The organism is Pseudoalteromonas sp. T1lg24 (assembly GCF_002964745.1).
GTDB classification, from domain to species: Bacteria; Pseudomonadota; Gammaproteobacteria; order Enterobacterales; family Alteromonadaceae; genus Pseudoalteromonas; species Pseudoalteromonas spongiae.
Genome location: NZ_PQCB01000034.1, coordinates 1 through 12,242, shown reverse-complemented (window position 1 = coordinate 12,242; position 12,242 = coordinate 1). Strand labels below are relative to the sequence as shown.

Here is a 12,242-nt window from a genome sequence, read left to right as displayed (position 1 = left end):
AATCGCTTAGTTGGCGAGCTTCGCCTTAATTATAATTTTTCAATTTTCGCGTAGAAGAAGCCATCATGCTCATCTGGTAGTAATTGCCAGCCTGGTTGTTCGATGGTATCTGCTAAATTGAGTGCGATATGCTTAGCATCAGCATGCTGTGCTAAAAACTGTTTTATCTGGTCGGTATTTTCTTCCGGTAAAACAGAACATGTTGCATACACCAATGTGCCACCAGATTTTAATAATGGCCAGATTTGATCAAGTATTTGCTTTTGTAATTGTGCAAGTTGCTCAATATCAGACGCTCGGCGTAACCACTTAATATCAGGGTGACGACGAATTACACCAGTTGCAGAGCAGGGAACATCTAACAAAATACGGTCAAATTGCTCGCCATCCCACCAGTCGTCGGGTTGACTGGCATCGGCACTAATTAGCTTTGCACTTAGGCCAATACGTTCTAGGTTTTGTTGTACGCGTTCAAGACGGGTTGCGTCATGGTCAAGGGCGGTAACATCACACTCTGCTAGCTCCAAAATATGGCATGTTTTACCACCAGGCGCTGCGCAAGCATCAAGAATTTTTTCGCCATCTTTTGGCTCGAGTAACCTAGCTGCAAGTTGTGCTGCACCATCTTGTACTGAGCTATGGCCTAATTCGAAGCCAGGTAATTTAAATACATCAACGGCATTTTCAAGTACTAGCGCATCATCAAACTGATCAACTAAATGTGCTTCAATATCTGCATCAAGCAGTAAATCTCGATATGCTTTAGGCGAATGGTAGTTGCCATTAACGCGCAGCCACATTGGTGCTTGTACTTGGTTTGCTTCAACAATATCTTGCCAGTTATTTGGGTAAGCAGCTTTTAGCTTATTCAAGAACCAACCAGGGTGGTTGTATTTACAGGCGTCAATTTGGTCGGCTAAATTTTCCAGCTCGCTTTGGCGGCGCTGAAAGTTACGCAGTACTGCGTTTACTAAGCCTTTAAGGCCTGGTGCACGCATTGTTTTAACCGCATTTACTGTTTCATCAAGTGCAGCATGTGCAGGAATACGCATATGCTGAAGTTGATAAATACCCACATAAAGCAAAAATTGGAAAGGACGTTGCTTGCCTTTCAATGGTTTTTCAAGCAAGTGAGAACAGTAGTTTTCTAAGCTTGGTAAGTAGCGTAATACGCCATAGCAAAGTTGCTGTAAAAGCGGGCGTTCTTTTGGCGGTAGTTTATCAGAGTACCTTGGCAATACTTGCGACAATGAATGGCCTTTATCAACCACAAGGTGCAGTGTTTCAGCTGCATAAGCGCGAACACTACTCATTGTTGTCACCTAAAGTTGAACCAACCGCTACCCAATCAGCACGACCATTTAAAAAATCTTGTGCCGACATTGGCTTTTTACCTTGTGGTTGAAGCTGCGTGATCTTTAGCGCGCCTTCAGTGGTCGCAACGGTAATGCCTGTTTTATCAGCTGCTAATATTTCACCCGGGTTACCAGTGTTTTCAACTAATTCAGCAGCATATATCTTTACAGTGTTTCCTTGCATTTGCGTAAAACAAATTGGCCAAGGGTTAAATGCGCGTATATTGCGTTCGATTTGTTGGGCAGGCATGTGCCAATCGATATTCGCTTCTTCTTTGCTTAGCTTTTTCGCATAGTTGGCAAGCTCATCATTTTGCTTTTCAGGAGTTGCAGTGCCATCGGCAATTGTGGCTAACGTGTCGATGAGTGCTGTGGGACCAAGTTCAGCAAGCTTGCTGTAAAGGCTTGCACTTGTATCTGCCGCCTCAATTGGACAGGTGGCTATGGAAATCATATCACCGGTATCTAAACCTTCATCCATTTGCATAATGGTTACACCTGTTTCGGCATCACCAGCCCAGATAGCGCGTTGAATCGGTGCAGCACCACGCCAGCGAGGTAAAATTGAACCATGCACATTGATACAGCCTAGTTTAGGTGTTTCCAAAACTGCTTTTGGTAGTAGTAGGCCATACGCAACCACTACCATAATATCCGCATTCAAATCAGCTAACTGCTGCTTGGCATCGTCTGACTTAAAATTCTCTGGCTGGTACACTGGAATGTCATGGGTTAAAGCCAGTTGTTTTACTTCACTTGCTTTTAGCTTTTTTCCGCGTCCAGCAGGGCGGTCTGGCTGACTGTAAACGGCGATCACATCATGGTGCGATTTTATTAAAGCATCGAGGTGCTGCGCGGCAAAATCAGGGGTACCCGCAAATACAATTTTTAAAGGCTTGCTCAAGTTTTAACTCCAGGTAGGTTAGCCAGCACGAGCTGCTAATTTTGCTTCTTTTTCTAGCTTTTTACGAATACGTTGACGCTTTAAAGGTGAAAGGTAATCGATGAAAAGTACGCCTTTTAGATGGTCTAATTCATGTTGAATACATACAGCAAGCAAGCCATCAGCATCTTTTTCATATTGGTTGCCATTCTCATCAAACGCTTTAATTGTAACCGTTTCTGCGCGGTCTACTTTTGCATAAGAACCTGGTACTGACAAACAGCCTTCTTCGCTAATTTTACTGCCATCTTTTTTGATGATTTCTGGATTAATGAGTACCAAAGGCTCGTCACCTTCTTCAGATACGTCAATAACAACGATGCGCTGGTGGATGTCAACTTGCGTTGCGGCTAAACCAATGCCGTTTTCGTCATACATGGTTTCAAGCATGTCTGATACAATTTTCTTAGTATCATCATTAATTTGCGCAACTTCTTGTGCGACTGTGCGTAATCTCTCGTCTGGAAAGCGTAAAACTTCTAAAATAGCCATATTTACCTTAATTTTAACTATGCGAAAATCATCAAATTATGATATGTTTTTATTTTAGCCATTTGTCTTCACCTTTTACAGGTTTAAGTAAATAATAATAAAAAACAGCTCAAGGAAGCTAGTTATGGTCAAAAAGCTGACAGCTGCGATAGTCGCATTAACTATGGCGTTTCCAACTCTTGCTGATGTGCTTCAGATCAGAAAGGACGCCCCGAAAGAATATGTTGTAGAAAAAGGCGATACCCTTTGGGATATCTCAGCCATTTATCTTGATCAGCCATGGTTATGGCCTGAGCTATGGCGCCTTAATCCACAAATTGATAACCCTCATCTTATCTACCCAGGTGATAAACTGTCATTAGTTTATGATTCACAGGGTCGTCCAATGCTTGTGATTAATCAAAAGTTTAAGCGATTGTCTCCGGGTGTACGTAAAACTATGAAAAAAGGTGATGCTATTCCAACCTTACCTTTGGAAGTGATTCGTCCTTTCCTAACCTATGAGCAAGCTTTAGATAAAGAAGATATCGACGCAAGGCCAGTTGTTTTAGGTGCAAACCACAGCGTAAAAAATATGAAGACAGACCATATTATTTACGTGAAAGGCAATTTAGAGCGTTCACAGTACTATGGCATCTATCGTCAAGGTGACCCTTATATTGATCCAGATACAGACGAAGTGCTAGGTCACGAAGCTATTTTAGTTGGTACAGGCCGTGCGTTTAGAACCGGTGATGAAGCAAGTGCCGTACCTGCATCTGTTCGTGTAAAAAATGTAAAACGAGAAGTTCGCCAAGGTGACTTCTTAATGCCAGCGTTAGAAGGGCAAACCTTACCAGCTTTCTTTATGATGCAACGTCCCGATTCTGCAATCTCGGGAACGATTATTGATACTACTTCTAAGCTACGTGAATTTAGTACTATGGATGTGGTTGTAATTAACCGCGGTGAAGTTAATTCGCTTAAACCTGGCCATATATTGGACATTCGCAGAGCATCACCTACAGTTGTAGTAGGCAAAGATGGACCTAAATATAAAGATTCTGCTTCACGATATGAACGAGCAATGAGTATTTTTGGTGACGGAGAAGACAGCCGAGAATGGGAGATGCCAAAAGAGAAAGTTGGCGAATTAATGGTGTTTAAAGTTTACGATAAAGTAAGTTATGCGATCGTTACTAAAACATTAGAACCTGTTCGTGTTGGCGACACAATCCATGTAGATAACTAAAAATATTTGGCGCGTCTTCTAAGGAGGGAAGATGCAAAGAACTACACGAAGCGAGCTTGAATATTGGCTCGCTTTTTATTTGATTAAAGGAATAGGCTTTCAAACTGCTAAACAGTTACTAACGCATACAAGCTTCGAAGCGCTTTTCTCTCGCTCGTGTAACGAACTATGCGAATTAGGACTCAAATCTGCAGTAGCCAACGCCATTAAAACTTTTGAATGGCAGCAAGTTGATTCAATTATTCAACAATGCGAAGTGTTAAACATTCAAATTATCCATTTATCTCATTCTGATTATCCCGCATTACTAAAAGAAATTCCCGCTCCACCCTTGGTGCTTTTTTGTAAAGGTGATATCCAATTACTTGACTCACCTAAGTTGGCAATTGTTGGTTCTAGAAATGCAACTGAAACCGGCAGGCAAGTCAGTTTTGATATAGCGCATAGTCTAGCGATTAATGAATTCTGTGTTGTTTCTGGTATGGCCCGAGGTATTGATAGTTGTGCGCACCAAGGCGCATTGCAAGCAAATGGTAAAACTATTGCAGTACTCGGTACTGGCGTTGACCTATGCTACCCCAAACGTGCGAGTAAATTGTATGAGAACATTTCAGAGCATGGCTTGTTAATTTCAGAGTATAAACCAGGAACTCTCGCACAAGCGGCAAATTTTCCACGTAGAAATCGCATTATTTCAGGGATTTCCATGGGAGTCATTGTAGTTGAAGCAGAGCAAAAGAGCGGTTCACTGATTACCGCAAAGTTTGCGCTAGAGCAAAATCGGGAAGTCTTTGCTGTACCTGGTTCTGTGTATAACGAATTAGCAAAAGGGTGTCATGCGTTAATAAAACAAGGCGCTAAATTAATAGAGAATTGCGATGATATTTTTTCAGAATTAAGCGTTTTACCAAAAAGTTGTCTATATAAAGTAGATGAGACTGAAAAAAATGTGATTTCAGATTCTGTTTTAGAGCACCTAACTTTTGAAGTGACGTCAGTAGATAAATTACAACAACTTTCAGGGATTCAAATGGATGAATTGCTATCCCGATTATTAGATCTAGAGCTATCTGGTCAAGTTGTTCGTGTACTAGATGGTTACACCCGAATAGGGAGGAGTTGAAATGTTTGATATCCTCATGTACTTGTTTGAGAACTATATTCACAGTGAAACAGAAATTTTCGTTGAACAAAGTGAATTAACAGATGAATTATTACGAGCCGGGTTTAATCATCGAGAAATTTATAAAGCGCTCGATTGGCTTGAGCAATTAGCAGATCTACAACACAGCGATGAATGCCCTTACTTAAATCGCGTTCCTGGCAAGTCAGTACGTATTTATACGCAGCAAGAATGCGACAAACTGGATCTGACTTGTCGTGGCTTTTTAATGTTTTTGGAGCAAATTTCGGTTATCGACACAACCACGCGTGAGATGGTGATCGATCGTATTTTTGCGCTTGATAAAGACATTATCGAATTAGATGATTTAAAGTGGGTTGTGCTAATGGTGTTGTTTAACGTGCCAGGCAAAGAAATTGCCTATGCGCAAATGGAAGATCTATTGTTTGAAGAGCAAAACGGTACCATTCACTAGCGAGAATGTTTAAATTTGCATCTTGCCAAGGCTTGCATGGTATAATTCTGCGAAATTTACGCCTGCGTTTTGACAATTATGAGCAAAATTGATCATTCTTTATTTTCTGTTCACGAACATGCTTTAGAAAAAGAGCATGAAGTGTGTCCGAAGTGTGGCTCTGAAACGAGTGTGAAGCACAGTAAAAAAGGTGCGTTTGTCGGATGCAATAATTATCCTAATTGTGATTATACTCGCCCATTAGTCGAACACCATGAAACACTTCTTAAAGTGCTTGATGACAGCGAATGTCCTCTTTGTGAGTCGCCTTTAGCAGTAAAAAATGGCCGCTTTGGCATGTTTATTGGCTGCACTAACTTTCCCGAGTGCCATTATGTCGCACAAGAAGAATCTAAAGAGTCATTACCTATTTGCCCTAGCTGCAATAAGTCTGAGCTAGTTGAACGCAGCAATAAATCGGGTAAAACATTTTACTCCTGTGGGGGGTACCCCAAATGCAAATATATTTTAAATAATAAACCAGTTGCACAATCGTGCCCTGAATGTGGTTGGCAAGTGATGGTTGAGAAAAAAACAGCAAAAGGCTTAATGTTACAGTGCCCACAAAAGCATTGTAACCACAAAGTCTCGTTATGAATTGGAGTGAGTTGTGAGTAACGAGTTATTAGAAAACCCAATTGTCTCTGCACTTAATAGTGACGGTGTAATTGTTTACCCTACAGAAGCCGTTTACGGTTTGGGTTGTGATCCTGACAGCGAAACTGCGGTAATGAAGCTATTAGATATAAAACAACGCCCAGTAGAAAAAGGGTTAATCCTTATCGCAGATAACTATGGTCAACTGTTAGAGTATGTCGATGATGATAAAATACCCATGGATAAACGCGCTGATATATTTTCGTCGTGGCCAGCAGCAGTAACTTGGGTAATGCCAGCTAAAAAAAGTACACCAAAATGGCTAACGGGGCAGTTTGATACAATCGCAGTTCGGGTTACTGCTCATCCAGTAGTAAAACAGTTATGCCAAGAGTTTGGTAAACCATTAGTATCAACAAGCGCAAATCTAACGGGGCAAGATCCTGTTTTAACATTAGAAGAAGCTAAAAGTGCATTTGGCAATAAGGTATCAGCTTATGTTGAAGGTGCACTTGGTGGCAACACCAAACCAAGCCAGATTAAAGATGCATTTACAGGTAAGTTGTTTAGAGAGTAATTATGTCGCACGTTAACTTAGAAGTAGTAAAAGAGTTTTTATTGGCCTTACAAGACAAAATTTGTGATGCTTTAGAGCAAGCTGATGGTAGCGCTAAATTTGTCGAAGACGCTTGGCAACGCGAAGAAGGTGGTGGCGGCCGCACACGAGTGATCAAAGATGGTGCCGTAATAGAGCAAGGCGGAGTGAATTTCTCTCATGTGTATGGTGAATCAATGCCAGCTTCTGCTACTGCACATCGCCCAGAACTTGCTGGTCGAAGTTTTCATGCATGCGGTGTATCGTTAGTTATTCACCCAAAAAACCCTCATGTACCCACATCACATGCCAATGTTCGTTTCTTTATTGCTGAAAAAGAAGGTGAAGACCCGATTTGGTGGTTTGGTGGTGGTTTTGACTTAACACCGTTTTACCCTGTGCTTGAAGACGTAAAACATTGGCACCAAGAAGCCTGTAAATTATGTTTGCCATTCGGTGAAACCGTTTATGATGACTACAAAAAATGGTGTGACGAATACTTTTACTTAAAGCACCGTGGTGAAACCCGTGGCGTAGGCGGTTTGTTCTTTGATGACTTAAATGAATGGGGCTTTGACCGCTGTTTTGCTTTTATGCGTGCCGTAGGTAATGGTTACTTAGATGCTTACTTACCAATTGTAGAAAAACGCAAAGACTTCCCGCACACCGAGCAGCAACGTGAATTCCAGCTCTACCGCCGTGGTCGCTATGTGGAATTTAATTTGGTATGGGATAGAGGCACGCTATTTGGGTTACAAACTGGCGGTCGTACTGAGTCTATTTTAATGTCGATGCCGCCGCTTGCGCGTTGGGAGTATGACTTTAAACCTGAGCCAAATAGCTTAGAAGTCAACCTCTACGAGAATTACTTGTCGCCAAAGGATTGGTTGCAAATTTAATAATAACCTCATAACTTTTCATAAAAATAAGAGGTTAATAAAAAGCCGCAATTCTGCGGCTTTTTTTGTGCTTATAATTTAAATTTACGTACTTGCTGATCAAGCTCTCTTGCCAGCGATAATAAGCTTTCACTTACTTGTTTGCTTTCATGGGCATCCACAAGAGAGGTCTCTGCGTTATCACTTATTGCAATCACACTCTGATTAATTTCTTCTGCCGCTAAGTTCTGCTGTTCTGTTGCATCGGCAATTTGCGTATTCAGTTGGTTAATTTCTTTCATATGCTCTGAAATATCTTTCAGCGCCAACGCTACTTTTTTTACTTGCTCGGCTCGTTGATCCGCATCTTCACTAGAGCGATTCATGGTATTTACAGTGTCCAACGCTTCAGATTGCAAATTCTCAATGGTGCGCTTTATTTCATCGGTTGAGTCATGAGTACGATTTGCGAGTGTGCGTACTTCATCAGCAACAACAGCAAATCCTCTGCCAGCTTCACCAGCCCGTGCAGCTTCAATAGCTGCGTTAAGCGCGAGTAGGTTAGTTTGTTCTGCAATGTTACTGATCACTTCCAGTACTTTGCCAACTTCTAATGTCCGGTTTTGTAGCTCACTGACTTGTTTTGCTGCAGTGCGTACTTCTAACGCAAGGCCGTTAATGCTCTCTTCTGTGCTTTCAGCAATTTCTAAACTGCTTTCAGCAAGATGATTACTGGTATCTGAACGCTCCGATGCAAAATGTGTAGTATTGCGTACTTCAGAAGACGAAGATTCTAACTCGTTAATTGCAGCAGCTACTGAGTCAGTACCTTGTTTTTGCTGATTAATAGCCTGCTCTGTTGTTTCAGCTGATGCATAAATTTTTTCAGCGCTGTGAATAAGCACCTTGGACGACTCTGATAACTGACTAATATTTCCCTTAAATGCAGCCATCATTAAATTAAAGTTATTTGCTAAACGTCCAAGTTCATCATTGGTTTTATCTTCCACATGAATGGTTAAATCGTTATTTTGCGATGCTAAGCGCATTGATTTGCCAATTACACGAAGACGTTCAATTAAGAATTTTCTAAATAACCAGCCAAGTGTAGCAAAGGTAATAACGAATATTGTTGTCAGAATGGCAAAGCTAATCCATGAATTACGAGTGACTGCCGCATCTACCTTATCAAGTGAATAACTGATTTTCACCGCACCGAGTATTTCTCCTTCAGTGGCTTGATGGCAACCTAAACAATTGGTGCCGCGATAATTTTCACTGGCAACAACTGGTTTTAAGTATGTAATTAAATTGCTGCCGTCTTCGCTTTTGCTAAAGTGGATTTGTTCGGTGCCGTTTAAAGCTTCGTTTTCTTGTTGGTTTTGTGGTGTTTGATTTGCTTCGCCGGGGCCAAAAAATTTATTTATTTTATCTCCGCGAATAATATGAATATCTTTTATCTGTTCTTCACTGAGTATTTTTTGACGCAAAATTTCTCGGTTTGCCATAGTGCCAGTAAGCATCATGGTGTTTATCGAGTCAAAATAGTTGTCGGCAAGTATTTTTATATTTTGCTCAATGGTTTGATGAGCAAGTTCGCTTTGTTGCTTTTGCCCAGTAAGCAAGCTAGCAACAAGTACCAAAATACCCGTAACCGTAAGTAATGCAAAAATTTTGTGTTGAATAGAGTGGTGACGCATAACAGTTTTCTCAAGCACTAAGTAAACTGAGTATGCGCAATTATCAACGAAGCTGCATTGATTTAACGCAATCTAATGGTGAGTGTTAACGTCCCTGATTAATCATATGTGTCGCAAGTTGCGCTAGTGATTGTTTAAGTCCTTCGCGCAATACGGGGTTATCAACTTCAATATCAAGTGCTTTGTTCATACAAAACATCCATTGATCTCTTAAGTCTTGATCAATAGGGAAGGGCATATGACGCTTTCGCAACATAGGATGCCCGTATTTCTCTACAAATAAATCAGACCCACCAAGCCAACCTGATAAAAACTCGAAAAATACTTGTCTAATTCTATCTAAAGGTTGAGGATGCATATCATATAATGGTTTGGCGTATTCTTCTTCTGCCATAATGTCGTAAAATCGATTTGCTAGCGCGCGAGCACCGCTTTCACCACCCATTAGCATATAAGGTGTTGTTTCAGGTGAAGGAGATTGATGAGGTTCACTCTGTGTCTGCGTTGTGCCAAACATACGTCTTAATATTTGTTTCATAACTCTAACTCAATGCGAGAAAACTAATGGATAAATACGCTGTATTCGGAAACCCAATAAATCACTCAAAATCACCGAAAATTCACAGTGAGTTTGCTAGCCAACTAAATCAGCAAATCGAATACAGCGCAATCTTAGCACCGATTGACGGCTTTAAGGAATCAGTAGAGCAGTTTGTCGCACGTGGTGGCAAGGGAGCAAATGTGACTGTGCCATTCAAAGAGCAAGCATTTGCGTTAGTAGATGAGCTTTCGGAACGAGCTAAATGTGCGGGCGCAGTTAATACAATAAAGGTTAGCTCAGATGGTTCGTTACTAGGTGATAACACAGACGGTATTGGCTTAGTAAACGACATCTTAAGTAATAACTTTACGCTGCAATCAAAGCGAGTATTGGTAATTGGTGCAGGCGGCGCAGCACGAGGTGCCTTGCTACCTCTATTACAGCAACATCCAGCTCAGCTAACAGTAATCAATAGAACAAAAGCGAAAGCACAAACCTTAAGAGACGAATTTGCAAAATATGGTGATATCGAAGCCTATGGCTTCGAGCACGAACCTGACATTGACTACGATATTGTAATCAACTCTACTTCAGCAAGTATAACAGGTGATGTGCCGCCAATTTCTAAGCGTTTTGTTGCACAGTGTGAACTGGCATACGATATGTTTTATAGCCAACAAAGCACTTCATTTAATGATTGGGTTAACAGCATAAACCCAAACGCAACAACGCTAGATGGTTCGGGTATGCTGGTGGGGCAAGCCGCTGAGGCATTTTTTGTGTGGCGAGGTGTTAGGCCGTTAACCGATAATGTGATTGAAAAGCTAAAATCAGGAATTTTGTAATGAACCAGTCTATTTTATTTGTCGACCGCGTTGAATACATAGAAGATGCAAAACGTATAAACTTTTTTGCACAGGTAAGTGGACAGTTGATTACCTGCTTTTATTTAACTAAGCAATCTAAAGAAAGTGCTATAAAAGACTTTGAAAGTAAAAAGTTCGACTACGAAGATATTGCTGAAAGCGCAATTGAAGACGAACTATACAATGATCTAGGTGAGATAGAAGTAGAAGAGCTTTTATAGCTCTTCTAGGTATTCATTCTTTAATATAACGTAGTTATCAGCAGATACTTTAAGGAAAGCTAATTCTGCTTCAGTTAGCTTTCGGGCTTGCTTCACTGGGCTACCTACATATAAATAACCTGATTCTAACGTCTTATTAGGTGGCACTAATGAGCCTCCTCCAATAATCACATCATCTTCAATAATTGCATTGTCCATAATAATAGCACCCATACCAACTAATATACGGTTTCCCAGTACGCAACCATGTAACATGGCTTTGTGACCAATAGTAACATCATCGCCAATAATTAACGGGTAGCCATTTGGCACGGATTTACTTTTACGCGTTACATGAAGCACAGACCCGTCTTGTACATTAGTACGCTCACCAATCTTTATATAGTTAACATCACCGCGTGCGGCAACTAATGGCCAGATACTTGAATCGGCACCAACTTCAATTTGGCCAACTAATACAGCCGACTCGTCTATATAGGTATTTAAATTTATTTTTGGCTCTACACCTTTATAACTTCTAATAGTCATCACGCTACCATTTACATGCTTATTGATAGGCAAAGTATAGAGAAGAGTAACGGATTTGTTAATTTCTGATCAGAAAATGTATGTTTTTAAGGCTTTTAGCTGTTATTTCAAACAAACAGTAAAAAAATACAAATTTTCTTTAAAAAAGGGTTGCGCTCAGATCAAATCTCTCTATAATGCGCCTCCACCAACACGGGGAACGACGCAGCATAGCAGCGAATCACGAGTTGGTTGAGTCAAGTAAAACTGAGTTTTGAACGTTTTCAAAATAAAAAGAAAATAATCAAAATTAAGTGTTGACAAAAAATTAGGAAAGCGTAACATACGCAGCCCTAACAGCGACGAAGCGTCGCGGCAAACACAAAGTTGTTTGCACTGTTCTTTAAAAATTTAAGCAATCATCTGTGTGGGCACTCGTACAGGTTAAGTTCTAACATACGCTTTTAAAGCGTAACAAAATTTAGACTTAATTGAGCTGAGTGACCAACGGAAATAAACATAGTTTATTTCAGCACAGTCAATTCGATATCTTTATGATATCAAAATCAGAATTCATTGAGTCGGACGTAAGTCCAAAAACACTTTTAATTGAAGAGTTTGATCATGGCTCAGATTGAACGCTGGCGGCAGGCCTAACACATGCAAGTCGAGCGGTAAC

Annotated in this window: 14 protein-coding genes and 1 rRNA gene; 9 read left to right on the top strand and 6 right to left on the bottom strand. The window is 40.7% G+C overall.

The features are described 5' to 3' along the window. Nucleotides 1-29: 29 nt before the first annotated feature. The 3 genes from rsmB to def are packed head-to-tail and all read right to left on the bottom strand — an operon-like array spanning nt 30 to nt 2,790. Entirely contained in the window at nt 30-1,322 is a 1,293-nt protein-coding gene (gene rsmB / locus C2M30_RS19540; RefSeq protein ID WP_105173019.1) for a 16S rRNA (cytosine(967)-C(5))-methyltransferase RsmB, read from the bottom strand. Continuing rightward, the gene (fmt, locus tag C2M30_RS19535; protein ID WP_105173018.1) at nt 1,306-2,259 is read right to left on the bottom strand and encodes a methionyl-tRNA formyltransferase; all 954 of its coding nucleotides are present in this window, start codon (nt 2,257-2,259) and stop codon (nt 1,306-1,308) included. Before fmt ends, rsmB begins: the two co-directional genes overlap by 17 nt. A gap of 18 nt (nt 2,260-2,277) precedes the next feature. Next, on the bottom strand, nt 2,278-2,790 hold the full coding sequence (gene def / locus C2M30_RS19530; protein WP_100912359.1) for a peptide deformylase: 513 nt from the start codon (nt 2,788-2,790) through the stop codon (nt 2,278-2,280). 124 nt (nt 2,791-2,914) lie between these two features. On the opposite strand from def, the gene C2M30_RS19525 reads away from it, so the two are divergent. The 6 genes from C2M30_RS19525 to hemF all read left to right on the top strand — a co-directional run bounded on the left by C2M30_RS19525 (nt 2,915) and on the right by hemF (nt 7,749). Further along, entirely contained in the window at nt 2,915-4,021 is a 1,107-nt protein-coding gene (locus C2M30_RS19525; protein ID WP_105173017.1) for a LysM peptidoglycan-binding domain-containing protein, read from the top strand. A gap of 31 nt (nt 4,022-4,052) precedes the next feature. Beyond that, nucleotides 4,053-5,144, top strand: a complete 1,092-nt coding sequence (gene dprA, locus C2M30_RS19520) for a DNA-processing protein DprA (RefSeq protein ID WP_105173016.1) — start codon at nt 4,053-4,055, stop codon at nt 5,142-5,144. Nucleotide 5,145: 1 nt separating this feature from the next. Beyond that, the gene (locus C2M30_RS19515; RefSeq protein WP_105173015.1) at nt 5,146-5,619 is read left to right on the top strand and encodes a DUF494 family protein; all 474 of its coding nucleotides are present in this window, start codon (nt 5,146-5,148) and stop codon (nt 5,617-5,619) included. 78 nt (nt 5,620-5,697) lie between these two features. Beyond that, the gene (locus C2M30_RS19510; RefSeq protein ID WP_105173014.1) at nt 5,698-6,255 is read left to right on the top strand and encodes a DNA topoisomerase family protein; all 558 of its coding nucleotides are present in this window, start codon (nt 5,698-5,700) and stop codon (nt 6,253-6,255) included. Between the two features lie 13 nt (nt 6,256-6,268). Further along, nucleotides 6,269-6,832 carry an L-threonylcarbamoyladenylate synthase gene (locus C2M30_RS19505; RefSeq protein WP_105173013.1) on the top strand — a complete coding sequence of 188 codons (564 nt, stop codon included), beginning with the start codon at nt 6,269-6,271 and terminating at the stop codon, nt 6,830-6,832. A 2-nt stretch (nt 6,833-6,834) separates the two neighbouring features. Further along, nucleotides 6,835-7,749 carry an oxygen-dependent coproporphyrinogen oxidase gene (gene hemF / locus C2M30_RS19500; RefSeq protein WP_105173012.1) on the top strand — a complete coding sequence of 305 codons (915 nt, stop codon included), beginning with the start codon at nt 6,835-6,837 and terminating at the stop codon, nt 7,747-7,749. Between the two features lie 71 nt (nt 7,750-7,820). Here the strand turns inward: hemF and C2M30_RS19495 are convergent, their stop codons facing one another. Beyond that, nucleotides 7,821-9,428 (bottom strand): methyl-accepting chemotaxis protein, encoded by a 1,608-nt coding sequence (locus C2M30_RS19495; protein WP_105173011.1) that lies wholly within the window; start codon nt 9,426-9,428, stop codon nt 7,821-7,823. 85 nt (nt 9,429-9,513) lie between these two features. Then, nucleotides 9,514-9,945, bottom strand: coding sequence for a group II truncated hemoglobin (locus C2M30_RS19490; protein WP_442792820.1), 432 nt, complete (start codon nt 9,943-9,945; stop codon nt 9,514-9,516). Nucleotides 9,946-9,992: 47 nt separating this feature from the next. Here C2M30_RS19490 and aroE point away from each other — a divergent pair, with 47 nt between their 5' ends. Continuing rightward, entirely contained in the window at nt 9,993-10,814 is an 822-nt protein-coding gene (aroE, locus tag C2M30_RS19485; RefSeq protein WP_105173009.1) for a shikimate dehydrogenase, read from the top strand. Beyond that, nucleotides 10,814-11,056: a DUF1488 domain-containing protein gene (locus C2M30_RS19480; protein ID WP_010561282.1), complete on the top strand. Its 243-nt coding sequence runs from the start codon at nt 10,814-10,816 to the stop codon at nt 11,054-11,056. Before aroE ends, C2M30_RS19480 begins: the two co-directional genes overlap by 1 nt. Here the strand turns inward: C2M30_RS19480 and C2M30_RS19475 are convergent. Then, nucleotides 11,051-11,584 (bottom strand): gamma carbonic anhydrase family protein, encoded by a 534-nt coding sequence (locus tag C2M30_RS19475; RefSeq protein ID WP_105173008.1) that lies wholly within the window; start codon nt 11,582-11,584, stop codon nt 11,051-11,053. The genes C2M30_RS19480 and C2M30_RS19475 overlap by 6 nt on opposite strands. Before the next feature lie 585 nt (nt 11,585-12,169). Here C2M30_RS19475 and C2M30_RS19470 point away from each other — a divergent pair. Continuing rightward, nucleotides 12,170-12,242: ribosomal RNA gene (locus C2M30_RS19470) — 16S ribosomal RNA — on the top strand; the annotation flags it as partial.